Annotated in this window: 22 protein-coding genes, 1 pseudogene and 1 other annotated feature; of the genes and pseudogenes, 15 read left to right on the top strand and 8 right to left on the bottom strand. The window is 60.7% G+C overall.

The features are described from left to right. The first annotated feature begins 90 nt into the window (after window positions 1-90). The 12 genes and pseudogenes from dnaN to bilS all read left to right on the top strand — a co-directional run bounded on the left by dnaN (window position 91) and on the right by bilS (window position 10143). Entirely contained in the window at window positions 91-1203 is a 1113-nt protein-coding gene (dnaN, locus tag B5G06_RS00990) for a DNA polymerase III subunit beta (protein ID WP_087187243.1), read from the top strand. A 37-nt stretch (window positions 1204-1240) separates the two neighbouring features. Then, window positions 1241-1681, top strand: coding sequence for an acyl-CoA thioesterase (locus B5G06_RS00995; protein ID WP_087187341.1), 441 nt, complete (start codon window positions 1241-1243; stop codon window positions 1679-1681). Then, window positions 1678-1890: an RNA-binding S4 domain-containing protein gene (locus B5G06_RS01000; RefSeq protein WP_087187244.1), complete on the top strand. Its 213-nt coding sequence runs from the start codon at window positions 1678-1680 to the stop codon at window positions 1888-1890. Before B5G06_RS00995 ends, B5G06_RS01000 begins: the two co-directional genes overlap by 4 nt. Then, window positions 1887-2993 carry a DNA replication/repair protein RecF gene (gene recF, locus B5G06_RS01005; RefSeq protein WP_087187245.1) on the top strand — a complete coding sequence of 369 codons (1107 nt, stop codon included), beginning with the start codon at window positions 1887-1889 and terminating at the stop codon, window positions 2991-2993. The genes B5G06_RS01000 and recF overlap by 4 nt, the downstream gene beginning before the upstream one ends. A 40-nt stretch (window positions 2994-3033) precedes the next feature. Continuing rightward, entirely contained in the window at window positions 3034-3345 is a 312-nt protein-coding gene (locus B5G06_RS01010; RefSeq protein ID WP_087187246.1) for a Tat pathway signal protein, read from the top strand. Then, window positions 3346-3609: an extracellular matrix regulator RemB gene (locus B5G06_RS01015; RefSeq protein ID WP_087187247.1), complete on the top strand. Its 264-nt coding sequence runs from the start codon at window positions 3346-3348 to the stop codon at window positions 3607-3609. Between the two features lie 68 nt (window positions 3610-3677). Further along, a complete protein-coding gene (gene gyrB / locus B5G06_RS01020; RefSeq protein WP_087187248.1) occupies window positions 3678-5627 on the top strand; it encodes a DNA topoisomerase (ATP-hydrolyzing) subunit B in 1950 nt (649 codons plus the stop codon). Between the two features lie 110 nt (window positions 5628-5737). Then, the gene (gene gyrA, locus B5G06_RS01025) at window positions 5738-8245 is read left to right on the top strand and encodes a DNA gyrase subunit A (RefSeq protein ID WP_087187249.1); all 2508 of its coding nucleotides are present in this window, start codon (window positions 5738-5740) and stop codon (window positions 8243-8245) included. Between the two features lie 3 nt (window positions 8246-8248). Then, on the top strand, window positions 8249-8623 hold the full coding sequence (locus B5G06_RS01030; protein ID WP_087187250.1) for an SHOCT domain-containing protein: 375 nt from the start codon (window positions 8249-8251) through the stop codon (window positions 8621-8623). A gap of 68 nt (window positions 8624-8691) precedes the next feature. Then, a pseudogene (locus B5G06_RS14250) lies at window positions 8692-9009 on the top strand (endonuclease domain-containing protein); the annotation flags it as partial. A gap of 90 nt (window positions 9010-9099) precedes the next feature. After that, complete coding sequence (rnhA, locus tag B5G06_RS14255; protein ID WP_242955305.1) at window positions 9100-9537, top strand: ribonuclease HI; 438 nt, start codon at window positions 9100-9102, stop codon at window positions 9535-9537. 99 nt (window positions 9538-9636) lie between these two features. Next, window positions 9637-10143: a flavodoxin family protein BilS gene (bilS, locus tag B5G06_RS01040; RefSeq protein WP_087187252.1), complete on the top strand. Its 507-nt coding sequence runs from the start codon at window positions 9637-9639 to the stop codon at window positions 10141-10143. A 41-nt stretch (window positions 10144-10184) separates the two neighbouring features. On the opposite strand, the gene B5G06_RS01045 is transcribed toward bilS, so the two are convergent. The 5 genes from B5G06_RS01045 to coaBC all read right to left on the bottom strand — a co-directional run bounded on the left by B5G06_RS01045 (window position 10185) and on the right by coaBC (window position 17442). After that, the gene (locus tag B5G06_RS01045) at window positions 10185-10841 is read right to left on the bottom strand and encodes a helix-turn-helix transcriptional regulator (protein ID WP_087187253.1); all 657 of its coding nucleotides are present in this window, start codon (window positions 10839-10841) and stop codon (window positions 10185-10187) included. A 188-nt stretch (window positions 10842-11029) separates the two neighbouring features. Next, on the bottom strand, window positions 11030-12403 hold the full coding sequence (locus B5G06_RS01050; protein ID WP_087187254.1) for a sodium-dependent transporter: 1374 nt from the start codon (window positions 12401-12403) through the stop codon (window positions 11030-11032). A 388-nt stretch (window positions 12404-12791) separates the two neighbouring features. Beyond that, the gene (locus B5G06_RS01055; protein ID WP_087187255.1) at window positions 12792-14183 is read right to left on the bottom strand and encodes a tryptophanase; all 1392 of its coding nucleotides are present in this window, start codon (window positions 14181-14183) and stop codon (window positions 12792-12794) included. Window positions 14184-14421: 238 nt separating this feature from the next. Beyond that, on the bottom strand, window positions 14422-15858 hold the full coding sequence (locus B5G06_RS01060) for a glycine--tRNA ligase (protein WP_087187256.1): 1437 nt from the start codon (window positions 15856-15858) through the stop codon (window positions 14422-14424). A gap of 127 nt (window positions 15859-15985) precedes the next feature. Then, window positions 15986-16187: a binding site (T-box leader), on the bottom strand. Window positions 16188-16242: 55 nt separating this feature from the next. Next, on the bottom strand, window positions 16243-17442 hold the full coding sequence (gene coaBC, locus B5G06_RS01065; RefSeq protein WP_087187257.1) for a bifunctional phosphopantothenoylcysteine decarboxylase/phosphopantothenate--cysteine ligase CoaBC: 1200 nt from the start codon (window positions 17440-17442) through the stop codon (window positions 16243-16245). Window positions 17443-17696: 254 nt separating this feature from the next. Between coaBC and B5G06_RS01070 the strand changes: the two genes are divergently transcribed. Next, on the top strand, window positions 17697-18383 hold the full coding sequence (locus B5G06_RS01070) for an ECF transporter S component (protein ID WP_087187258.1): 687 nt from the start codon (window positions 17697-17699) through the stop codon (window positions 18381-18383). Window position 18384: 1 nt separating this feature from the next. After that, a complete protein-coding gene (locus B5G06_RS01075; protein WP_087187259.1) occupies window positions 18385-19125 on the top strand; it encodes a type III pantothenate kinase in 741 nt (246 codons plus the stop codon). Between the two features lie 190 nt (window positions 19126-19315). On the opposite strand, the gene B5G06_RS01080 is transcribed toward B5G06_RS01075, so the two are convergent. Continuing rightward, complete coding sequence (locus B5G06_RS01080) at window positions 19316-20185, bottom strand: YihY/virulence factor BrkB family protein (RefSeq protein WP_087187260.1); 870 nt, start codon at window positions 20183-20185, stop codon at window positions 19316-19318. 135 nt (window positions 20186-20320) lie between these two features. After that, window positions 20321-20584, bottom strand: a complete 264-nt coding sequence (gene rpsT / locus B5G06_RS01085; RefSeq protein WP_087187261.1) for a 30S ribosomal protein S20 — start codon at window positions 20582-20584, stop codon at window positions 20321-20323. Window positions 20585-20783: 199 nt separating this feature from the next. On the opposite strand from rpsT, the gene gpr reads away from it, so the two are divergent. After that, a complete protein-coding gene (gene gpr, locus B5G06_RS01090; protein WP_087187262.1) occupies window positions 20784-21686 on the top strand; it encodes a GPR endopeptidase in 903 nt (300 codons plus the stop codon). Between the two features lie 307 nt (window positions 21687-21993). Here gpr and lepA read toward each other — a convergent pair whose 3' ends face one another. Beyond that, window positions 21994-23802, bottom strand: a complete 1809-nt coding sequence (lepA, locus tag B5G06_RS01095) for a translation elongation factor 4 (RefSeq protein ID WP_087187263.1) — start codon at window positions 23800-23802, stop codon at window positions 21994-21996. Window positions 23803-23904 lie beyond the last annotated feature (102 nt).

Here is a 23904-nt window from a genome sequence, read left to right on the forward strand (position 1 = left end):
ATTACGAACTATATCCCTCCTCTCTCCGGAGGAGCGCGAGAGATCCCGGGGAGCCCCTTCTCTCCCCACGAAACGGAGGACCGAACAAATATGAAATTTTCCTGCGAAAAAGCCCTGCTGCAATCCGCCATCTCCACCGCCTCCCGTGCCGTTTCCCCCAAGAGCTCCATTCCCGCTCTGGAGGGCATTCTGCTGGAGGCCGGACAGGAGCTGCGGCTCACCGGCTACAATCTGGACACCGGCATCCGCACCATCGTCCCTGCCGACATCAGCGAAACCGGCACCCTGGTGCTGGCCGCCCGGCTCTTCGGCGAGATCATCCGGAAGCTGCCTGACGACATCGTCACCTTCCAGACCGACAACTATATGGTCCACATCACCTGTGGACCCAGTGAGTTCAATATCCTGGGCACCGACCCGGAGGAGTTCCCCGAGCTGCCCACGGTGGAATATCAGAACTCCCTTACCCTGTCCCAGTCCAAGCTAAAATCCATGATTTCCCAGACCATTTTCGCCGTCAGCGACAACGAGAGCCGCCCGGTCCACACCGGTTCCCTCTTTGAGGCCGACGAAAACGGCCTCACCGTGGTGTCGGTGGACGGCTTCCGGCTGGCCCTCCGCCACGAGGCCATCGACAAAAAGGACGGCGCTCCGGAATTCTCCTTCGTGGTCCCCGGCTCCGCCCTGTCCGAGGTGGAAAAAATCTGCACCGACTGCGACGAGCCGGTGTCGGTGACCCAGGGCGCCCGGCACGTCATGTTCAAGGCCGGCTCCACCATGCTGGTGACCCGCCGGCTGGAGGGTGAGTTTTTGGCCTACCGCCAGGCCATCCCCCGCAGCAACGACATCTGCCTGGAGGGCGAGACCCGAGCGCTGCTGTCCTCCATTGAGCGCGTCTCCCTCATCATCACCGAAAAGCTGAAATGTCCCCTGCGGTGCGTGTTTGAGGACGGTTTGATGAAGATTTCCACCAAAACCGCCATCGGCGACGCCTACGACCAGTGCCCTGTCACCGGCGACGGCAAGGGTCTGGAGATCGGCTTCAACAACAAGTACCTGATGGATGCCCTCAAGGCCGCCCCCGCCGACAAGGTGCGGCTGGAGCTGTCCACCAGCGTGTCCCCCTGTGTCATCCTGCCCACCGAGGGGGAGGAAAATTTCCTGTATATGGTACTGCCCGTCCGCCTGAAGGCCGGGGAATAAATTGGGCACAGAGGTTCTGAAAGAAAGGAAAAATACCTTGGAACTGCATCCTTACCTGCATAAGGTTCAATTTTATGAGACCGACGGCATGAGCATCGTCCACCATGGAAATTATATCCTTTGGATGGAAGAGGCCCGTACCGACTTTATGGACCAGATCGGCTGGAGCTACCACAGAGCGGTGGACGCGGGCATCGACTTTGCCGTTACCAACGTGAGCTGCAAGTACTGTTCCATGACCCGGTTTGGGGAGACGGTAGCCATCCACATGGCGGTGGAGTCCCTGTCTCCTGCCAAAATGCAGCTGTCCTACAAGATGGTCAACGCGGAAACCGGCCAGCTGCGGGCGGAGGGCACCTCCGGCCACTTCTTCTATGACCGGGCAAAGGCCCGGCCGGTGGCCCTGAAAAAGGCCCTGCCCGACCTGTGGGAACTGCTGCAATCCCTGCACGAAGAAGGGAGAAATTCGGAAGTATGAAGACCATTCAGTCCAAAATCACAACGGAATTTATCAAACTGGAATCCCTGCTGAAATTTGAGGGTCTGGTGGAGACCGGCGGGGAGGCCAAGGAGCGCATCCAGGACGGAGAGGTCCAGGTCAACGGCGAGGTGTGCACCATGCGGGGCAAGAAGCTGCGCCCCGGCGACGTGGTCACCCTGGATGACCTGCGCGTAGAAGTTTTATGATCGTAAAGTCGGTCTGCCTGGACTTTTTTCGCAATTATCTTCACTTTGAGGGGAGCTTTTCTCCCAACGTCAATGTGATCTGGGGGGAGAATGCCCAGGGCAAGACCAATCTGCTGGAGGGCATCGCCTACCTGTCCACCGCCTCCTCCCACCGGGCCCGGTACGACCGGGAGCTGATCCAGATGGGGGTGGACCACGCCTTTGTGAAGGCGGAGGTCTTTTCCCGGGGGCGGGACTTCACCCTGGAGGCCAAGCTGGGCCGGGGGGTGCGGCGGCAGCTCTTCTCCAACGGCGTGAAATTAAAGACCGCCGGGGAGCTGGCGGGGGTGCTCAACACGGTACTCTTCTGCCCCGAGGACCTGTGGCTCATCCGGGAGGGGGCCGCGGTGCGCCGCCGGTTCCTGGACGACTGCATCTGTCAGCTGCGGCCCCGCTATGCCGAGGCTTTGGCGGAATACCGGCGTCTTTATGAACATAAGACCCGGATTTTGCGGGACTGGGAGGAGCATCCCTCGCTGCTGGACACTCTGGACGAGTTCAATCTGCGCATGGCCCAGACCGGGGCCATGCTCATCCACTACCGGGCCTACTTCATCAAGCGGCTCCGGGAGGTGACGCCTCCCATCCACCGGGATTTCTCCGGCGGACGGGAGGAGCTGGGGCTGAGCTACCAGACGGTGAGCACCATCGATGATCCATTGGCCCCTACCCGTACTCTGCTGGAGCAGCTGCTGAAACATCAGGACTCCCACCGGAAGGCGGAGCTGGAGGCCCGGCAGTGCCTGTCGGGGCCCCACAAGGACGATTTGGTGGTGGAACTGGACGGGGTGAGCGCCAAAACTTTCGCCTCCCAGGGCCAGACCCGGACGGCGGCATTGTCCCTCAAGCTGGCTTCCCGGGAAATTTTCTTCCAGGAGACGGGGGAGTGGCCGGTGCTGCTGCTGGACGACGTACTGTCCGAGCTGGACCATAAACGGCAGGAATTTGTCCTCAAACGCATCAATGGGGGCCAGGTTTTTATCACCTGCTGCGAAGAAATGAGTCTGGACCGGCTGGGGGAGGGCAAGACCTTCCACATTCACAACGGCGTACTGGTGGGATGACAAACCGGCCCGTGATACAGATCAGATTCAGGAGAACACTATGATACTTTTGATCCTTGCCCTGGTCCCCCTGGTGGGGGGCTTTCTGCTGGAATTTCTGGTGTGCCAGTTTACCCGGAAGGGAAGCAAGCTGTGGAAGCTGATCCCTCCGGTGGCCGCCGTTCTGGTGACAGACGCCATTGTGGTCCACCGGCTCAACCTGTGGGAGGCGGATACCTCCCCGGTGACCCAGCTGCTCTTCATTCCCGGCCTGCCCGCACTGGGCTTCTTTGTGGGGCTCTTTCTGGGCTGGAAGCTGTACCGCTGGCTGTGGAAGCCCAAAATCGTCCGGGACAAGAAGGAGGGCAAGTAGATGTATCTGCACATCGGTCAGAACGTGGTGGTGCCCTTTGGAGACGTGGTGGGGCTCTTCGATCTGGACAACACCTCCTCCTCCCACCTGACCCGGTCCTTTCTGGAGCGGGCGGAAAAGGAGGGGCGGCTGGTCAACGTGTCCGACGATCTGCCCCGCTCTTTTGTGCTGTGCGCCCGGCGGGAGGGGCCGCCGGTGGTTTACCTGTGCCAGCTCTCCGCCGCCACCCTGCTGCGCCGGGCGGAGAACAACAGTTTTGAATAAAAAAATTTGGGGTATGGCCGCTCTCACAGAGCCATACCCAACCTATGGTTAATCTAGCGGAGGTTATTATGTCTGACGAGTTAGAATTGGAACTGAGCACCACCCAGGTGGAGCATGAGTACGGCGGCTCCGAGATCCAGGTGCTGGAGGGTCTGGAGGCCGTCCGCAAGCGCCCCGGTATGTATATCGGCTCCACCAGCGAGTCTGGCCTGCATCACCTGGTGTACGAGATCGTGGACAACTCCATCGATGAGGCTCTTGCCGGTTACTGTGATGAGATCACCGTCGCCATTGGGGAGGGTGACATCATCACCGTGGTGGACAACGGCCGCGGTATCCCCGTGGACATCCAGCCCCAGACCGGCCTGCCCGCCCTGGAGGTGGTGTTCACCATCCTGCACGCCGGCGGTAAGTTCGGCGGCGGCGGCTACAAGGTGTCCGGCGGCCTCCACGGCGTGGGCGCCAGCGTGGTCAACGCCCTGTCCGAGTGGCTGGAGGTCCGGGTCCACAAGGAGGGCAAGATCTACGAGATGAAGTTCTCCCGGGGCAAGGTGACCCAGCCCATGCAGGTGGTGGGGGACACCGACCGCCACGGCACCGAGGTGGTGTTCAAGCCCGACCCCGAGATGTTCGAGGTCACCGAGTATAACTACGAGACCCTCCACACCCGGATGCGGGAGGAGGCCTTCCTCAACGCCGGCCTGAAGATCCACACCATCGACAACCGCCCCGGCAGGGAGCAGAGCGACACCATGCACTACGCCGGCGGTATCCGGGAGTTCGTGTCCTACATCAACCGCTCCAAGGACCCCATCCACCCCGACGTGATCTATATGGCGGGGCAGAAGGAGGACTCCATGGCGGAGGTGGCCTTCCAGTACAACGACGGCTACAACGAGACCATCGTCTCCTTCGCCAACAACGTCCACACCCCCGAAGGCGGTATGCACGAGGAGGGCTTCAAGCGGGCCCTTACCACCGTGCTCAACAACTACGGCAAAAAAATGAAGATCCTCAAGGACGAGGACAAGGTGTCCGGCGAGGACTGCCGTGAGGGCATCGCCTGCGTCATCTCCGTCAAGCTCACCGAGGCCCAGTTCGAGGGCCAGACCAAAGCCAAGCTGGGCAACGCCTCCATCCGTACCCTGGTGAACAACATCGTCACCGAGAAGCTGTCCGAGTACCTGGAGGAGAACCCCGCCGTGGGCAAGGCCATCCTGGAGAAGGCCCTCATGGCCAACCGGGCCCGTGAGGCCGCCCGGAAGGCCAGAGAGTCCATCCGGAGAAAGACCGCCCTGGGCGGCGCCGCCATGCCCGATAAGCTGCGGGACTGCAACGAGGTCAACCCCGAGCTCACCGAGCTCTACATCGTGGAGGGCGACTCCGCAGGCGGCTCGGCCACCCAGGGCCGGGACAGCCGGTTCCAGGCCATCCTCCCCCTGTGGGGCAAGATGCTCAACGTGGAGAAGGCCCGGGCCGACAAGGTGTACGGCAACGATAAGCTGACCCCCGTCATCACCGCCCTGGGCGCCGGCATCGGGGACGACTTCGACCTGGACAAGCTGCGCTATCACAAGATCATCATCATGGCCGATGCCGATGTGGACGGCTCCCACATCCGCACCCTGCTGCTGACCTTCTTCTTCCGCTTCATGCGGCCCCTCATCGAGCACGGCTACGTCTATGCCGCCGTGCCTCCGCTGTACAAGCTGACCCGGGGCAAGACCACCCGGGTGGCCTTCTCCGATGAGGAGCGGGACCAGGTGTCCGCCGAGCTCCGGGGCGACAACCCCAACGCCAAGGTGGATATCTCCCGGTATAAGGGCCTGGGCGAGATGAACCCCCATGAGCTGTGGGAGACCACCATGGACCCGGAGCGGCGCACCCTCAAGCGCATCGAGCTGGACGACGCCGTGCTGGCCGACCAGACCTTCACCGTCCTCATGGGCGAGAAGGTGGAGCCCCGGAAGGAGTTCATCGAGCGCAACGCCAAGTACGCGGTGAATTTGGACTATTAAGGGATGGTCGGGCGACCATAAAGGTCGCCCCTACACGGCCCTGACGTAGGGGCGGCCCTTGCGGCCGCCCGCCGTGAACTACCCTATCATAAAGATTGAGAGGCAACAGCATGAGCAAAAAGCCACAGTACGATCCGGAGGAAATCCGGTATCCGGACCAGACCATCGTCACCTCGCCCCTGGTGAAGGAGATGGAGCAGTCCTATATTGAGTACGCCATGAGCGTCATCAAGGGCCGGGCCCTGCCCGACGTGCGGGACGGCCTGAAGCCGGTCCACCGGCGTATCCTGTACGCCATGTACGAGGACAACCTGACTGCCGACAAGCCCTTCAAGAAGTCCGCCACCTGCGTGGGCGATGTGCTGGGCCGGTACCATCCCCACGGCGACGCCAGCGTGTACGACGCCCTGGTCCGTCTGGCCCAGGACTTCTCCATGCGCTATCCCCTGGTGGACGGCCACGGCAACTTCGGTTCCATCGACGGCGATCCCCCGGCCGCCTACCGTTACACCGAGGCCCGGATGTCCAAGATTTCGGACGAGATGCTCCGGGACATCGAGAAGGACACGGTGAACTGGGACCCCAACTTCGACGAGAGCCGGAAGGAGCCCCGTGTGCTCCCCTCCCGGTTCCCCAACCTGCTGGTCAACGGCTCGGCGGGCATCGCCGTGGGCATGGCCACCAACATCCCGCCCCACAACCTGCGGGAGGTCATCAATGCCACCATCTGCGTGCTGGACAATCCGGAGGCCACCCTGTCCGACCTGATGGAGCACGTGAAGGGCCCTGATTTCCCCACCAAGGGCATCATTATGGGCCGCTCCGGCATCCGGGCCGCCTACGCCACCGGCCGGGGCCGGGTGTGCGTCCGGGCCCGCACCGAGTTTGAGGAGTTCGGCCAGAACCGTACCCGCATCATCGTCACCGAGATCCCCTACCAGGTCAACAAGCGCCAGCTCATTAAGAATATGGCCGACCAGGTGGAGGACAAGCGTCTGGAGGGCATCTCCGACATCCGGGACGAGTCCGACCGCAACGGTATGCGGGTGGTCATCGAGCTGAAGCGGGACGCCAATCCCCAGGTGGTCCTCAACCGCCTGTTTGCCCAGACCCAGCTGCAGACCACCTTCGCCATCAATATGCTGGCTCTGGTGGACGACCAGTCCCAGCCCAAGATCCTGTCCCTGCGTCACATCCTGGACGAGTACATCGCCTTCCAGGAGGAGATCATCATCCGCCGCACCAAGTACGACCTGAAGAAGGCCCAGGAGCGGGCCCACCTGCTGGAGGGCCTGCTCATCGCCCAGGACAACATCGACGAGGTCATCCGCATCATCCGCTCCAGCTACGACAACGCCAAGGAGAACCTGATGAACCGGTTCGGCCTGGACGACGTGCAGGCCCAGGCCATTCTGGATATGCGCCTGAAAGCCCTCCAGGGCCTGGACCGGGAGAAGCTGGAGGCCGAGTACAAGGAGCTGGAGGAGCGCATTGCCTACTTCCAGCAGCTGCTCTCCTCCGAGGAGATGCTGCGTGGGGTGCTGAAGGACGAGCTGTCCGCCATCCGGGACAAGTACGGCGACGACCGGGTCACCGAGATTCAGGACGTGGAGGACGAGATCGACATTGAGGACCTGATCGAGGAGGAGGAGTGCGTCTTCACCCTCACCGACGGGGGCTACATCAAGCGCACCCCCGCCTCCACCTACCGCACCCAGCGCCGGGGCGGCAAGGGCATCACTGCCATGGCCACCAAGGAGGAGGACTACGTGGATACGGTGTTTACCGCCTCCACCCACGACTACATCCTCTTCTTTACCAATAAGGGCCGGGTCCACCGGAAGAAGGGCTATCAGATCCCCGAGGCCGGCCGCACCGCCAAGGGTACCAACCTGGTGAACGTGCTGCCCATCGAGCAGGACGAGAAGGTCACCGCCATGATCCACCTGCGGGAGTTCCCCGAGGACCGGTATCTGGTGATGGTCACCCGGGCAGGTACCGTCAAGCGGATCCAGCTCTCCTCCATCTTTACCGCCCGCAAGGCGGGCATCCGGGCCATCACCCTGGAGGAGGGAGACGAGCTCATCACCGTCCGGGAGACCGACGGAGAGCAGGCCATCCTCATCGTCACCCACGACGGTATGGCCATCTGCTTCAAGGAGACCGACGTGCGCTGCATGGGCCGCGACGCCTGCGGCGTCCGGGGCATCAGCCTGCGGGAGGGCGACTTCGTGGTGGGGGCCGCCCGGGCCAAGTACGACCATCAGGTGCTGATGATCACCGAGAACGGCTACGGCAAGCGCACCGAAATGGACGAGTATATCCGTGCCGATGGTCCCCAGAAGAGAGGCGGCTACGGCCTGAAGGGCTACAACGTCACCGAGAAGACCGGCCCCGTGGTGGGCGTCAAGGTGGTCAACGACAACGACGACGTGCTGGTCATCAACGACGCCGGCGTCATCATCCGTATGGCGGTGTCCGGCATCTCCACCTACGGCCGCACCGCCCAGGGCGTCAAGATCATGAACCTGGAGGAGGGCGTGAAGGTCATCTCCTTCGCCCGTACCGACCACGAGGAAGAAGAGGAGGACACCGGCGCCACCGAAGGGGAGGAATAAGCTATGTCCAGGAAACGGGTAACCTACCGTCCCAGTAAGACCGGCTCGGTGGCGGGCGGCGTGATAGGCTGCGTCTTTGTGCTTATCGGTCTGTTCGTCGTCATTCCCCAGTTTGCTATGGCGGGGGGCTTCGGCCTCATTTTCGGCATCATTTGGACCGTCATTGCCGCTGTGATCGCCGGTACCAACTTCTATTCTGCCTTCGGCAAGAAGTATATCGGTCCCGAGATCCACATCGAGGAGGAGGGGGTGTCGGTGGACGATCCCAAGGGCACCCCGGAGCAGCGGCTGGAGCAGCTCCAGTCCCTCTATGACCGGCGGCTCATCACCAAAGAGGAGTATGAGCAGAAGCGGCAGGAGATTTTGAAGGAGCTGTAAAAAGCCTTCCCCTGAGGGAAGGTGCCCCAGTGCGCACACTGGGGCGGATGAGGGGAAGAGGTGCGCCTATGGAAGATATCACCCGCATTCGCGCACAGAAACTGCGAAAAAATGCCACAAAAGAAGAGAATCATCTGTGGTATGATTTTTTGCGGACCTATCCCGTCCAATTTCTCCGACAAAAGCCATTTGGTCCTTATATTGTGGATTTTTATTGTTACAAAGCCAGGTTAGCCATTGAATTGGATGGTTCCCAGCATTATGAGGGAAATGGTCCAGAACTGGACGCCGCCAGAATGGCTTACTTGCAAGAAGTGGAAAAAATCAAGGTTTTGCGTTTTACAAATCTTGAGATCAAACAGAATTTTGAGGGTGTGTGTGCCGTCATTGACCGGCAGGTAAAGGCGGCGTTCCCCTCATCCGTCTGGCCTTCGGCCAGCCACCTTCCCCCAGGGGAAGGCTATAATAGGAGATCTATGAAAACAGTCACCATTTACACCGACGGGGCCTGCTCGGGCAATCCGGGCCCCGGCGGGTGGGGGGCCATTCTGCAATACGGGGAGTTCAAAAAGGAACTCTCCGGCGGGGAGGCCCACACCACCAACAACCGTATGGAGCTTACCGGCGTCATCACCGCCCTGAAGGCCCTGAAGGAGCCCTGCATCGTGGAGCTCTACTCTGACTCCAAGTACGTCATTGACGCCCTGGAGAAGGGCTGGGCCCGGGGCTGGAAGGCCAGAGGCTGGGTGAAGGGGGACAAGAAGCCCGCCCTCAACCCGGATCTGTGGGCCACCCTGCTGGACCTGTGCGACTATCACACCGTCCATCTCCACTGGGTCAAGGGCCACGCCGATAACCCATTTAATAACCGCTGCGACGAGCTGGCGGTGGCGGAGAGCCGGAAATTCCGGTGACCCTGGGGGCGACCATAAAGGTCGCCCCTACATTGCCTACACAGAAAGAAGATTCGTAGGGGCGGCCCCAAGGGCCGCCCACCGTCCAAAGGAGGACCTATGAAAATCGCCATTGTATTCGACAGCCAGACCGGTAACACCGCCCAGGTGGCTCAGGCCATCCGGGAGGCCTGTGAGGGCCACGACATTGTGGCCTTCGGCCCGCCGCCCCAGAACGTGGACCAGGCGGAGCTGGTCTTTGCCGGGTCCTGGACCGACAAGGGTACCCTCACTCCGGCTATGCAGGAATTTTTACATAGCCTGTACGGCAAACGGGTGGCCATCTTCGGCACCGCCGGTTTCGGTATCTCCGAGCTGTACTTCGCCTCCCTGTCCGACCGCTTCAAGGCGGAGGTCCCCAAGGGCAACCAGGTGGTGAGCAGTTTCTTCTGCACCGGAAAGATGCCCCAGACGGTGAAGGACCGGTACGAGGCCCAGCTGAAGGCCGACCCGGACAACGCCAAGCTGAAATCCATGATCCAGGCTTTTGACCTGGCCCTGACCCACCCGGACCAGAGCGACCTGGACCAGGCCGCCGATTTTGCCCGGGAGGCCATAAAGGCGTAAAAAAACGTGCTGCCTTTGCAGCACGTTTTTTATGAAATCGTTCAGGATTGTTCCTGAAGCTTGTTCAAATAGCGGTAAATGCTGGTTTCGGTGGTCTTGAGGGCGGAGGCCAGCTCGGCAATGGCTCCCTTTACCAGGAAGATACCCTTTTCGTCCAAACGACGCACCATCTCCATCTTCTCCTGGTAGCTCAGGCGGGTGGGTTCCACCCCAAAGCTGTCCAGCTCTTCCCGGATAGAGGTGGATACCAGCCCCTCCACCGATACCTCAAAGCTGTTGTAGAAGGGGCTCTCGGCGGGAGCCTCATAGGGCCGATAGCCCGAAATCATTACATTGAGGGCATCCCGCAACTCCACCAGCCGCTCCACGTTGATGTTGACGGTAATCATGCCCCGCAGCTGCCGCTCTGGGTTGTTTTTCAAAAAGAAGGTGGCGGATTTCAGCTTATGCTTGGAGCGGGAAAGTGCTCGGTAATTGACGATAAAATCTTCTTTTTCATAGATCTTCGAGTCCAGAAGGTTCCGCTCCAGCGAGCGCATCTCGCTGCCGGGTACCATCTCATCGTCCATGGGGTTGAGGACCTGATACACCACCCGGTCATCCACGTCGTATAAAATGATCTCAGCATCCGGTCCCAGCATCTCTGCGAAAAAGCGCATCAGCGGCAGAACGGATTCCAGCTGTTTCTTCTGTTCCATGGATGGCTCACCTCATTGGGGCGGCAGTTGATATATCTGCGCTCCCTTTCTTCTTCATTTCAGTTTAAACCAAAACCACCCGATTGTCCAGAGGAAGCGGCGGAAAAACAGAGGTACGGCAGGGTCCGGCGCCAAACCGGGCCCTGCCGCACCAGGGAATAAGAAGAGGGCTGAATGAAAGAGGGAGGCTAGAATGTGATCACGCCGATCAGCTGCAGGAACATCAGGATGATGGCGATGGGGGCGATATAGCGGATGGTAATGGTGTAATAGCGGTTCACCTTCAGGCCGTCGCCGATGTTCATCTCGTCCAGGATGGTCTTGGGCTTGAGGATCCAGCCCACCAGAATGACCATGAGCAGGGCGCCCAGCGGCAGCAGGATGGCGGACACCACGGTGTCGTTGAAGAAATCAAAGATGGTCTTGCCAAAGATGAGGAAGTCGGCCAGCGGCCCGAAGGACATCATCATCACCGAGCCGATGACAAACACCACGCCGGCCACGATCCAGGTGGCCTTCTTCCGGGCGATCTTCAGTTCATCCACCAGGAAGCCCACAATGGCCTCCATGATGCAGATGGTGGAGGTCAGGCAGGCGAAGAACAGCATGATGAAGAAGATGGAGGCGAAGACCATGCCGAAGGGCATCTGGGCAAAAATGGCGGGCAGGGTGATGAAGACCAGCGGGGGGCCCATGCCGGCTTCGATGTTGAAGGCGAAGGCGGAGGGGAAGATGATCAGGCCGAACAGGATGGCGGCGGAAGTGTCACCCAGAGCCACCATGATGGTACTGGAGCCGATGGTCTTTTTCCGGTCCAGATAGGAGCCGTAGATCACCAGGTTGCCGCAGCCCACACCCAGGGAGAAGAAGGCCTGGCCGATGGCGGCCATGACGGTCTCCGCGTTCAGGTTGGAGAAGTCGGGGATCAGGTAGAAGGCCAGACCGGCGTCGGCGCCGGGGAGCATGATGGCCCGGATGGCCAGGAAGATGATGAATACGAACATGATGGGCAGCAGGATGTTGCACACCTTTTCAATGCCGCCCTTGACGCCCCGCAGGACGATCACGGTGGTGATGAGGAGCATGACGCCCAGCCAGAATACCATCTGGAAGGGGTCGGCGGAGAAGCTGCCGAACATGGCGCCGATCTCATCGGCACCCATGCCGCTGTAGGAACCGGTGATGGACTTGGTCAGATAGGCCACCGTCCAGCCGGCGATGCCGCCGTAGAAGGACAGGGTCAGGGTCAGGGCGATGACGCCGATGATGCCCAGCAGATACCACTTCTTGCCGGGCAGCAGCTTTTTCAGGGCGGTGGTGTAGCTGGTGCCCGTCTTGCGGCCGATGGCGAATTCCGTCATCAGCACGGGTGTGGCCACCAACAGCAGCGCCAGAAGATAGACGACAATGAAGGCTGCGCCGCCGTGCTGTCCCACCAGGTAGGGGAATTTCCAGATGTTGCCGAGGCCGATGGCGCCGCCCATGGAGGCCAGCACAAAGGCGATCCGGCTGCCGAATTGTTCACGATCAGGGGTTTGCAGGGTGTTGTCAGGTTTTCCCATTTGTTGTCCCTCCTATCCTCTTTGCAAGCGTACAGGGATGTTGGAGACCGGCGGCATGGGAACAAGATTCAATTTGATGCTGGCGGCAGGTGGCCGCCGCCCTGCGCGCCCACCTCTTGACAGAGATGGATGATGGGCATATAATATAATTTAATGTTCAGGATTCCCATCCGTATGGATGGGTTTTCTGCCCATTGGCCGCGGAAAAGTGCCAGCTTTTCCGCGGTTTTTTTGCGCTGAGCCGTTCGACCGGGCGCACAGGCGCGCCTGTCCAAACAAAGCGAAGTGGACTTTGTTCCGGCTGGGTAAGGTCTCCAGATACAGATGTACCCGTTGTGGTTTTTTGCGGACCGGGGCTTTTGAGGGCCCCGGTCCGGGGCAGATGGGCTTACAGCAGCTCGAAGCCGGCGGTGAAGTGACGCAGGGCGGTGATGGGGCCCTCATAGATCAGCTTCATGCCCTTGTACTCGTCGCGGTGCTGATAGATGTACTCCATGGCATCCACGATGCAGTCCAGGTGGTTGTTGGTGTACACCCGGCGGGACACCGAGATGCGCATCAGCTCCAGAGCGGGCCAGATGGGCTCGCCGGTGACGGGGTCCTTGCCGCCGAAGGCGCAGGCGCCCATCTCTACGGCCCGGATGCCGGCCTCCTGATAGAGGGCCACCACCAGCCGCTGGGCGGGGAACTCGCACTGGGGGATGTGGGGGAAGAACCGGCGGGCGTCCACATAGATGCCGTGGCCGCCGCTGGGCTCCACGCAGGGGATGCCCTTCTCCTTCAGGCGGTCGCCCAGGTACTTGACCTGATTGATGCGGTACTCCAGGTACTCGTCGGTGGTGGCCTCCCGCAGACCCACCGCCAGAGCCTCCATGTCACGGCCGGACTGGCCGCCGTAGGTGATGAAGCCCTCGTGGACAATGGCCTGGACGTTGGAATAGAGGTAGAAGTCGTGGTTGCGGGTGACGATCAGGCCGCCGATGTTCACCAGGCCGTCCTTCTTGGAGCTCATGGTGGCGGTCTCGCAGTAGGAGAACATCTCCCGGGTAATTTCCTTGATGTCCTTGTTCTCATAGCCGGGCTCCCGGGTCTTGATGAACCAGGCGTTCTCGGCCAGACGGGCCGAGTCGATGACCACGGGAATGTTGTGGGCCTTGGCAAACTCGCTGACCGCCTTGATGTTGGCCATGGACACGGGCTGGCCGCCGTTGTTGTTGCAGGTGACGGTGATGATGATCACCGAGATGGCGTCCTCGCCGTGCTCGTCAATGATCTTCTGCACCTTGTTCAGGTCGATGTTGCCCTTAAAATCCTCGGCGGGGCTGGCGGCGTCCAGGCCGGCGTCGATGACGCAGTCCACAGGAATGGCGCCCAGGATCTCGGCGTTGCCGTGAAAAGTATCAAAGTGCATATTGCCCACGGCATACTTGCCGGGCTTGGCGTAATACTGGGCCATGATGAAGTCGGCGCCGCGGCCCTGGTGGGTGGGCTGGACGTAGGGCATACCGAACACTTCCTGGGCGGAGGCCTCCAGCTTATAGAAGCTCTTGCAGCCGGCGTAGCTCTCGTCGCCCAGCATCATGGCGGACCACTGCTCGGTGCTCATGGCGGAGGTACCGGAATCGGTGAGGCAGTCCACATACACGTCCTCGGCCTTCAGACGAAAGGCGTTGTACTGGGCGTCCTTCAGAGCCTGGGTGCGGTAGGCCCGGGTGGTCTTCTTGATGGGCTCCACCACTTTGATGCGGAAGGGCTCAGCGGTCTGGAAGTTGCGTTCCATAAAAGACACTCCTTTTAAAAATATTTTCGCGGCGATAAAAAACTTTACCTTATGTGAAAATATTATCATCATTGAAGCTGTGTGTCAATTATGTAATAATAAATCAAACTATGTAAGAAAAATTGTGAGATTTAGACAAATATACATGATGTAAGAAAAATTAACATCACTATTTGGCGGGTTTTGACAGAAAAAAGCTCCGGTTCACAAAGAACCGGAGCTTTTTTGTCCTTTATACTCAGAACTTCACGCGCTCAGCAATATAATTCTTAACCTCAGACATGGGGATGCGCACCTGCTCCATGGAGTCGCGCTCACGGATGGTGACGCAGTTGTCGGCGGGGGTGTTCTCGTCGCCCACGGTCTGGAAGTCCAGGGTGATGCAGAAGGGGGTGCCGATCTCGTCCTGGCGGCGATAACGCTTGCCGATGGAGCCGGCGTCGTCGTAGTCCACCATGAAGTCCTTGGCCAGCTCGTCACGCAGCTGCTGGGCGGGGCCGGCCAGCACTTCCTTCTTGCTCAGGGGCAGCACGGCGCACTTGAAGGGGGCCAGAGCAGGGTGGAGGCGCAGCACGGTGCGGATGTCGTCGTTGCCCTTCTTGTCCTGGCCCACCACCTCCTGATCGAAGGCGTCCACCAGGAAGGCCAGGGTCACGCGGTCGGCGCCCAGGGAGGGCTCCACCACGTAGGGGATATAGTGCTCGCCGGTCTCCTGGTCGAAGTAGGTCATATCCTTGCCGGAGACGTTCTGGTGCTGGGTCAGGTCGTAGTCGGTACGGTCGGCCACGCCCCACAGCTCGCCCCAGCCGAAGGGGAAGAGGAACTCGAAGTCGGTGGTGCCCTTGGAGTAGAAGCACAGCTCCTCGGGGCTGTGGTCACGCAGCCGCAGGTTCTCCTCCTGCATACCCAGGCTCAGCAGCCACTCCTTGCAGAAGGAGCGCCAGTACTGGAACCACTCCATGTCGGTGCCCGGCTTGCAGAAGAACTCCAGCTCCATCTGCTCGAACTCACGGGTGCGGAAGGTGAAGTTGCCGGGGGTGATCTCGTTGCGGAAGGACTTGCCGATCTGGCACACGCCGAAGGGCAGCTTCTTGCGGGTGGTGCGCTGGATGTTCTGGAAGTTGACAAAGATGCCCTGAGCGGTCTCAGGCCGCAGGTACACGGTGTTCTTGGCGTCCTCGGTGACGCCCTGGAAGGTCTTGAACATCAGGTTGAACTGACGGATGTCGGTGAAATTGTGCTTGCCGCAGGTGGGGCAGGGGATGTTGTTCTCCTCGATGAAATTCTTCATCTCCTCCTGGGAGAAGGCGTCGATGGGCTTGGGCAGTTCCACGCTGTTCTCAGCGCACCAGTCCTCGATGAGCTTGTCGGCGCGGAAGCGCTCCTTGCACTCCTTGCAGTCCATGAGAGGATCGGAGAAGCCGCCCAGATGGCCGGAGGCCACCCAGGTCTGGGGATTCATCAGGATGGCGGCGTCCAGACCCACGTTGTAGGGATTCTCCTGGACGAACTTCTTCCACCAGGCCTTCTTGACGTTGTTCTTCAGCTCCACACCCAGAGGGCCGTAGTCCCAGGTGTTGGCCAGGCCGCCGTAGATCTCGGAGCCGGAGAAGATGAAGCCCCGGCCCTTACACAGGGTGACGATCTGCTCCATGGTCTTTTCGGTGTTTTTCATGGTACAATCAAACTCCTTTTGTTTGTAATTTATACATATATGGTACCGTTTCCCTCATCCGCCCCAGTGTGCGCACTGGGGCACCTTCCCCCAGGGGAAGGCTAAGAAAAAACCGCCCTGAGCCTAAGCTCAGGGCGGAAAAATCCGTGGTACCACCTGAATTCGGACAAGTTGTCCGCACTCGAACCCGGTAACGGCGGGGGACCGGCGGGGCATTGCCTCCCCGCGGCTCACGGGCGCCTTCCCTCCACCTCCGCCGGAGCCTTGCACCGTCCGGCTCCTCTCTGGTGCGGAAACATGGGGGTACTCTTCCCGATCACTGCCTTATCGCGGGCTATTCTATCATTTTTTCCCCCTACCGTCAAGGCAAAAAGGGGGGAATCCTCACCGGCGGTCCATAATTTCGTCCAGCAGGGTGTGGGCGGCCTCCTCCTTGCTCATGAGGGGTAGTTCCTTGGCTCCGTCGGCGGCGATGAGGGTGAGTACGTTGGTATCCACCCCAAAGCCCGCACCCGCCTGCTTCAGGTTGTTGGCGGCAATGAGGTCGATGTGCTTTTTCTCCAGCTTCTTTTTGGAGTTTTCCACCATGTCACGGGTCTCCATGGAGAAGCCGCACAGGAACTGGCCGGGCGCCCGGTGCTCCCCCAGCCAGGCCAGAATGTCGCTGGTGCGGGCCAGGGGGAGGGATAGATCGGAATCATTGCCGCTCTTCTTGATCTTATCCTCCGCCAGGTTAGCGGGGCGGTAGTCGGCCACGGCGGCGGCCTTGATGATGATATCCTGGTCGGGGGCACGGCTGGTCACCGCGTCAAACATATCCTGGGCGGACACAATGTCCACCACCTCCATGTAAGGGGGCTTTTTCAGGTTCACCGGCCCGGACACCAGGGTGACCTGGGCCCCCCGGGCGGCGGCGGCTTTGGCGATGGCGTAGCCCATCTTGCCGGTGGAGTGGTTGGTGAGATAGCGCACCGGGTCCAGAGCCTCCCGGGTGGGACCGGCGGTGACCAGCACCTTAAGGCCGGTCATGTCCTTCTCATGGCTGAGGGCGTGGAGGACACATTCCAGCAGATCCTCCGGCTCGGGCATCTTGCCCTTGCCCACGGCCCCGCAGGCCAGACGGCCGCTGGCGGGCTCCACGATCTCCCAGCCGTATTTCCGCAAAATGTCCAGGTTGTCCTGGGTGACGGGGTTCTCGTACATCTTGGTGTTCATGGCGGGGGCGGCGATCTTGGGACAGTTGCAGGCCAGAATGGTGGTGGTGAGCATATCGTCGGCCAGGCCGTGGGCCAGCTTGGCCAGCACGTTGGCGGTGGCGGGAGCCACCAGTACCAGGTCGGCCTGATCGGCCAGAGCGATGTGCTCCACCTGGAACTGGTAGTTGCGGTCGAAGGTGTCCACGCTCACCCGGTTGCCGGTGAGGGACTCAAAGGTGTGGGGACCGATGAACTCGGTGGCATTTTTGGTCATGAGCACCTGGACGTTGGCCCCCTGCTTCACCAGGGCGGAGGCCAGGTTGGCGGATTTGTAGCAGGCGATGCCGCCGGTGACCCCCAGCAGCACGGTTTTTCCTTTTAACTGCATAGCAAGAAGCTCCTTATAATCTGTAGGGACGGCCTTCCGCCGCCGTGATGTGTCCCTCAATTATAGCAGACACGAAGTAAGTTTTCCACATTGCCATTGCATTTTGGGGATAAAACCGCTATAATAGCTCCGGCTGTCCCCGTCCGGGGCCGCTGTACTCTCAGGAGACGGCAGGTCCCAGCCCATCGGTGGTCAGTCACCCAAAATATGCGCTGTATCCTCTTAAGAGGAACGGCAGCTGGAGGTAATTGAATATGAAAAAAGCGCTCACCCGGTCTCAGCGGAGCAAGCAGGTGCAGGGCATGGCCATTCTGGCTATGTTTACCGGCATCATCTTTTTGCTCACCTTTACACCCCTGGGTCTCATTGACCTGCCTGTGATCAAGGCCACCATTCTCCATGTGCCGGTCATCATCGGTTCCATTCTGCTGGGGCCCAAGAAGGGCGCGTTCCTGGGAGGAATGTTCGGTCTGTCCAGCATGATCAAAAATACGCTGGTACCCGGTCTTTCCTCCTTTGTGTTTTCCCCCTTCATTCCCGTGCCCGGCCTGGACCGGGGCAGCCCCTGGGCCCTGTTCATCTGCTTTGTGCCCCGTATCCTGGTGGGTGTCACCCCCTGGCTGGTGTACACCCTCATTAAGACCCTCTTCCGCAAGTCCAACGCCGGTATCCAGACGGTTGGCATGGTGATCGCCGGTATTGTGGGCGCTCTCACCAACACCGCCCTGGTGATGGGCTCCATCGGCGTCATTTTCACCGAGGCCTATGCCGCCGCCCAGGGCATCCCCGCCGACGCGGTGCTGGGCTTCATCCTGGGCATCGTGGCCGCCAACGGCGTGCCTGAGGCCATTGTGGCCGCCGTCATCACCCCCGCGGTGTGCGTGCCCATGGTGCGGGCTCTCAAGCTGGAGAAAGCTCCCGCTGCCGTTCAACCCGCCTGAGATGCTGCTCACCGTTGACATTGGCAACACCACCGTTGCCGTAGCGGGCCTGCGGGGGGATCAGGTGGCCTTTGTAAAAAAGCTGCCCAGTGACCCCGCTCTGGACTGGACCGCATCTCTCCAAGATCTGCTGGAGGGGGTGGAGGCCAAAGGGGCCGTTCTCTCCTCGGTGGTGCCCGCCCTTACCGGCCCGGTAGGGGAGGGGCTGAAGGCCATCACCGGAAAGCCTGTCCTGGTGGTGGACAAAACCACCCACACCGGTCTGGATCTCAGCGGCTACGATACCGCCAACCTGGGCATGGACCGGGTGGTGGACTGCGTGGCCGCTCTGGCCCGGTATACGCCCCCGGTGGCCGTCTTTGACATGGGCACCGCCACCACCCTGTCGGTGGTGGACAGGGGCGGCCTCTTCCGGGGCGGCATGATCCTGCCCGGCCTGGCTCTGGGCCTGGAGGCCCTGTCCGCCCGGGCCGCCCAGCTGCCCCCCATCACCCTGTCCACGCCGGAGGGGCTGCTGGGGTCAGACACCGTGTCCTGCATGAAGCACGGAGCCCTCTACGGGGCCGCCGGGGCCATCGAGGGCATTGTCAGGCGGCTGGAGGAGGAGCTGGGTCCCCTGACGGTGGTGCTCACCGGCGGCAACAGCACTCTGGTACGCCCTCTGCTCTCCATCTCCACCGCCTGGGAGCCTCACCTGACCTTCCTGGGGTTAGCAGAGATTTGGAAGCAAAATAACCGATAAAAAAGGGCCTGTTGCAAAATAGCTGTTTTGCACAAACCTGTCATTGCGAGCCAGTGCGCACACTGGCGTGGCAATCCGTTTCCCCGGCAAAAGGGACGGATTCCCACGAAAAACGGCCGCCCGGTGGGCGGCCGTTTTTCTCGGAATGACGGGTCTTTGTACGAGCTGCACATTTTGCAACAGGCCCTTTTTATTTCTCTTCTTTTTTCAGATCTTTCAGCAGCTTCAGCTTTTTGTGCTTGTACCACACGCAGTTGAAGATGTTGCCGATGATGAGGATATTGCCGCACAGGTAGAGCCACACCAGCATGATAATGATGGAGGCCAGGGACCCGTACACCAGGGAATACCGGGAGGACAGGCCGATGAACCAGGAAAACAGGATGGAAAAGATGGAGAGCACCACCGCGGTCAGAAAGGCCCCGGTCATCACCGGCGGGCGTGGTTTACCCTGGGGTGCGGCTACCCGGTACACCAGCATCACGAAGAGGAACACCAGCAGAAAGAGGAGCAGAAAGCGCATCCACTGCCAGTCCCAGGGCAGGGAGTTGGTATCCAGATGGAGCAGCCGCTCCGCCGCCTGGAAGAGCCAGCCGCCGGTGAGAAGCACCACTAAAGAGAGGAAGATGGTGACCAGCAGCAGCAGGGCAAAGAGCACGCTGGCGATCACCTGCCGCAGGCCCCGGTAGCCCTTACGGCCATAGATCTCCTCCATAATGTTCATCAGGGCCCGGAAGGCCGCCGAGGCAAAGAACACCGTCATGAAAACCCCTGCAATGAGCAGGCCGGGAGACTGATTGGTGGTGATATAGCCCACATACTCCATCAGAATATCCCGGGCCGCCCTGGGCAGCAGGGGGGAGGCGGCAGCCAGCACCTCCTCCAGATCCACCGGCAGCAGGCTGATAAAAGCATTGATGCAGATGAGCAGGGGGAAAAAGGACAGGATGAGAAAGTAGGCCAGCTCCGCCGCCGAGCGGGAGATGTGCTTGGAGAAATAAATGTCCACCATCTCCAGCGCAAATTTCACCGGCTTCTTTTTCAGCAGCTCTTTGGGCATGGGCCCACCTCCCGGACACAGGTTCCTTTTAGATATACCATAAAATGGAAAATAATGCAAGGGGAGAGACCGGCCGGTCCCGTTTGGGCAGCAAAAAACCGCCTGCATGGCAGGCGGTTTCATGTTGACCACAGATTAGGCCAGCTTGTTCAGCTTGATGGTCATGGCGCTCTTCTTGTGCGCAGCGTTGTTCCGGTGCAGCAGACCATGAACCACGGCCTTGTCGACCGCCTTAACGGCCACCTTGTAAGCGCCCTCGGCCTCGCTGCGGTTGCCTTCAGCCAGCGCAGCCTCAAACTTCTTGATGTCGGTCTTGAGAGCGGACTTCGCGGCCTTGTTCTGCATGGCCTTGGTCTCGTTCACCAGGACACGCTTCTTGGCAGATTTAATATTCGGCAAACCAAACACCTCCTCCGATGACGATAGTAAATACACATAGTTTGCCTGTGCATTTTTACATTCTAGCAGGAAGCAAGAGAAATTGCAACAGTTTTTTTTAGGTTTTTTCACTTTTTTTGTATATGGGGCCGCTCTCCGCAAAAAATAGAGGCAAGCAGCATACAAAACACCATATCTTGGGGTGTACAGGAGGACGCATATGGAACAAAGAAGGACGGATTTGGCGCTGGAGGCCGCCCAGCTGTGGCGGGAGGGGGGAAATACCGGGGAGCTGCCCGGCGTGACTCAGGAGGAATCCACCCGGGAGGGCTACCCGGTGACCACAGTCAAAGTGCTGGACGACCGGGGGGCCAAAGCCATCGGCAAGCCGGTGGGCACCTACGTGACGGTGGACCTGTCCGCTCTGGTCCGCCGGGAGGAGGACGCCTTTGGCCGGGCGGCCCGGGCGGTGGCGGCGGAGCTGAAAGTCCTGCTCAAGCTGCCGGAAGGGGCCCCTGCCCTGGTGGTGGGGCTGGGCAACCGGGCTATCACCCCGGACAACATCGGCCCCGCTGCCGCCGACCACACCATGGTCACCCGCCATCTGGTGGAGCAGGTGCCGGAGCACTTCGGCTCCTTTCGGCCGGTGGCCGCTCTGGCGGCGGGAGTGCTGGGCACCACCGGCGTGGAGAGCGGGGAGCTGGTGCGGGCGGTGACCGAAAAGATCCGCCCCTCCTGCGTCATCGCGGTGGACGCCCTGGCCTCCCGCAGCCTGAGCCGGGTGTGTACCACCGTCCAGCTGGCCGACACCGGCATCACCCCCGGCTCCGGGGTGGGCAACGCCCGGGCGGCTCTGGACCGGGCCAGCCTGGGGGTGCCCGTCATTGCCGTGGGGGTGCCCACGGTGGTGGATGGGGCCACCCTGGCCGCCGACCTGCTGGCTGAGGCGGGCCAGGCCCATCTGGACCCCCAGGCCCTCCGGGGGGCGGGGGAGGGGCTGATGGTCACCCCCAGGGACATTGACGCCCGGGTCACCGACCTGGCCAAGGTGGTGGGGTTCGGCATCAACCTGGCCCTCCAGACCGGCCTGACGGTGGAGGATGTGGAGCTGTTCCTCAGCTGAGGAGGCGGATACAAAAAAGACCTGCTGCAATCATGCAGCAGGTCTTTTGCCTTATTCTTCGTCCAATTTAAGCACGGCCATAAACGCCTCTGTCGGGATTTGAACCGTACCAAGGCTCCGCATCTTCTTCTTGCCCGCCCCACAAAGAGTTTGCTCTTTGTGGGGACCCCATTTTATTTCATATGCTCGGCGGAAGTGAATTCCGCCTGCGCCAAGGTTTTGGGACGTTGCCCCAAAACGCTTGTACGGCGCACAGCGCCGCCCCGCCTTGCGGGGCCCCGGAGGGCAACAAGAAGATGCTTTCCGTTTACTCCTCGTCCAGCTTAAGCACAGCCATGAACGCCTCTGTGGGAATTTGCACCGTACCCAGAGAGCGCATCTTCTTCTTGCCCTCTTTCTGCTTTTCCAGCAGCTTCTTCTTACGGGTGATGTCGCCGCCGTAGCACTTGGCCAGCACGTCCTTGCGCATGGCCTTCACGGTTTCCCGGGCAATGACCTTGCCGCCGATGGCGGCCTGGACCGGGACCTCAAAGAGCTGACGGGGAATGTTCTCCTTCAGCTTCTCGCACAGACGGCGGGCACGGGGATAGGCCTTGTCCTTGTGGGCGATGAAGGAGAGGGCGTCCACCTGGTCGCCGTTAAGGAGCATATCCACCTTCACCAGCTCGGAGGGCTCGTAGCGGTCCATCTCATAGTCCAGAGAGGCATAGCCCTTGGTACGGGCCTTCAGGGTGTCAAAGAAATCGTAGATGATCTCGCCCAGAGGCATGGAGTAGTGGAGCTCCACCAGATTGGTGTCCAGATACTGCATATCCTTATACTCGCCCCGGCGCTCCTGGCACATGGGCATGATGTTGCCCACATAGTCGGGGGGCGAGACGATGGACACCTTGGCGTAGGGCTCCTCCGCCATTTCAATGACGGCGGGATCGGGGTAGTTGTGGGGGTTATCCACCATGACCACGGTGCCGTCGGTCCTGGTGATGCGGTAAATGACGGAGGGCAGGGTGGTAATCAGGTCCAGGTCAAACTCCCGCTCCAGCCGCTCCTGGATGATCTCCATATGGAGCATCCCCAAAAAGCCGCAGCGGAAGCCGAAGCCCAGAGCCACGGAGGATTCCGGCTCGAAGGACAGGGAGGCGTCGTTGAGCTGGAGCTTCTCCAGGGCGTCCCGCAGGTCGGGGTACTTGGAGCCGTCCTCGGTGTAGATGCCGCAGTACACCATGGCCCGGGCGGGGCGGTAGCCGGGCAGAGGCTGGTTGGCGGGAGAATCGGCGCCGGTGATGGTGTCGCCCACCTGGGTGTCCTTCACGTTCTTGATGGAGGCGGTGAAGTAGCCCACCTCGCCGGCGATGAGCTCTTTGCAGCTCTCCATGCCCAGGGGGAGCAGGTGACCGCACTCCAGCACCTGATAAGTGGCGCCGGAGGCCATCAGCTTCACGTTCATGCCGGTCTTGATGGTGCCTTCCATCACCCGGAAGTAGACGATGACGCCCCGGTAGGCGTCGTACTGGCTGTCAAAGATGAGGGCCTTCAGGGGGGCATTGGGGTCCCCCTTGGGGGCGGGGACATTCTTCACGATGTCCTCCAGCACGGCGGGGATGTTGATGCCCACCTTGGCGGAGATCTCGGGGGCGTCCTGGGCGGGGATGCCGATGATATTCTCGATCTCGTCCTTCACCCGCTGGGGGTCGGCGGCGGGCAGGTCGATCTTGTTGACCACCGGCAGGATCTCCAGGTCGTGCTCCATGGCCAGGTAGGTGTTGGCCAGGGTCTGGGCCTCAATGCCCTGGGCGGCGTCCACCACCAGAATGGCGCCCTCGCAGGCGGCCAGGGACCGGGACACCTCGTAGTTGAAGTCCACATGGCCGGGGGTGTCGATGAGGTTGAGCTCGTAGGTGTTGCCGTCCTCGGCGGCGTAGTTGAGCTTGACGGCCCGGGCCTTGATGGTGATGCCCCGCTCCTTCTCCAGGTCCATGTTGTCCAGCAGCTGGGACTCCATCTCCCGGGCGGTGACGGCGTTGCACTGCTCGATCAGCCGGTCGGACAGGGTGGACTTGCCGTGGTCGATGTGAGCAATGATCGAGAAGTTACGAATCTTGGATTGATCAGTCATAGACAAACCTCCAGTTGGGGGATGAACCAAATCAAAGCCCAGCGCAGCGGGTTTGATTTGGAGAGGACGAGCAACGGAATGAGTGAGCTTTGCCCGTCAGGG

This window comes from Flavonifractor sp. An52 (assembly GCF_002159385.1).
Lineage (GTDB): Bacteria > Bacillota > Clostridia > Oscillospirales > Oscillospiraceae > Flavonifractor > Flavonifractor avicola.

Excerpts from the sequence above, each read along its gene's own strand:
- dnaN (WP_087187243.1), top strand. The coding sequence starts at position 91 with ATGAAATTTTCCTGCGAAAAAGCCCTGCTGCAATCCGCCATCTCCACC.
- B5G06_RS01000 (WP_087187244.1), top strand. The coding sequence starts at position 1,678 with ATGAAGACCATTCAGTCCAAAATCACAACGGAATTTATCAAACTGGAA.
- recF (WP_087187245.1), top strand. The coding sequence starts at position 1,887 with ATGATCGTAAAGTCGGTCTGCCTGGACTTTTTTCGCAATTATCTTCAC.
- B5G06_RS01010 (WP_087187246.1), top strand. The coding sequence starts at position 3,034 with ATGATACTTTTGATCCTTGCCCTGGTCCCCCTGGTGGGGGGCTTTCTG.
- B5G06_RS01015 (WP_087187247.1), top strand. The coding sequence starts at position 3,346 with ATGTATCTGCACATCGGTCAGAACGTGGTGGTGCCCTTTGGAGACGTG.
- gyrB (WP_087187248.1), top strand. The coding sequence starts at position 3,678 with ATGTCTGACGAGTTAGAATTGGAACTGAGCACCACCCAGGTGGAGCAT.
- gyrA (WP_087187249.1), top strand. The coding sequence starts at position 5,738 with ATGAGCAAAAAGCCACAGTACGATCCGGAGGAAATCCGGTATCCGGAC.
- B5G06_RS01030 (WP_087187250.1), top strand. The coding sequence starts at position 8,249 with ATGTCCAGGAAACGGGTAACCTACCGTCCCAGTAAGACCGGCTCGGTG.
- rnhA (WP_242955305.1), top strand. The coding sequence starts at position 9,100 with ATGAAAACAGTCACCATTTACACCGACGGGGCCTGCTCGGGCAATCCG.
- bilS (WP_087187252.1), top strand. The coding sequence starts at position 9,637 with ATGAAAATCGCCATTGTATTCGACAGCCAGACCGGTAACACCGCCCAG.
- B5G06_RS01045 (WP_087187253.1), bottom strand. The coding sequence starts at position 10,841 with ATGGAACAGAAGAAACAGCTGGAATCCGTTCTGCCGCTGATGCGCTTT.
- B5G06_RS01050 (WP_087187254.1), bottom strand. The coding sequence starts at position 12,403 with ATGGGAAAACCTGACAACACCCTGCAAACCCCTGATCGTGAACAATTC.
- B5G06_RS01055 (WP_087187255.1), bottom strand. The coding sequence starts at position 14,183 with ATGGAACGCAACTTCCAGACCGCTGAGCCCTTCCGCATCAAAGTGGTG.
- B5G06_RS01060 (WP_087187256.1), bottom strand. The coding sequence starts at position 15,858 with ATGAAAAACACCGAAAAGACCATGGAGCAGATCGTCACCCTGTGTAAG.
- coaBC (WP_087187257.1), bottom strand. The coding sequence starts at position 17,442 with ATGCAGTTAAAAGGAAAAACCGTGCTGCTGGGGGTCACCGGCGGCATC.
- B5G06_RS01070 (WP_087187258.1), top strand. The coding sequence starts at position 17,697 with ATGAAAAAAGCGCTCACCCGGTCTCAGCGGAGCAAGCAGGTGCAGGGC.
- B5G06_RS01075 (WP_087187259.1), top strand. The coding sequence starts at position 18,385 with ATGCTGCTCACCGTTGACATTGGCAACACCACCGTTGCCGTAGCGGGC.
- B5G06_RS01080 (WP_087187260.1), bottom strand. The coding sequence starts at position 20,185 with ATGCCCAAAGAGCTGCTGAAAAAGAAGCCGGTGAAATTTGCGCTGGAG.
- gpr (WP_087187262.1), top strand. The coding sequence starts at position 20,784 with ATGGAACAAAGAAGGACGGATTTGGCGCTGGAGGCCGCCCAGCTGTGG.
- lepA (WP_087187263.1), bottom strand. The coding sequence starts at position 23,802 with ATGACTGATCAATCCAAGATTCGTAACTTCTCGATCATTGCTCACATC.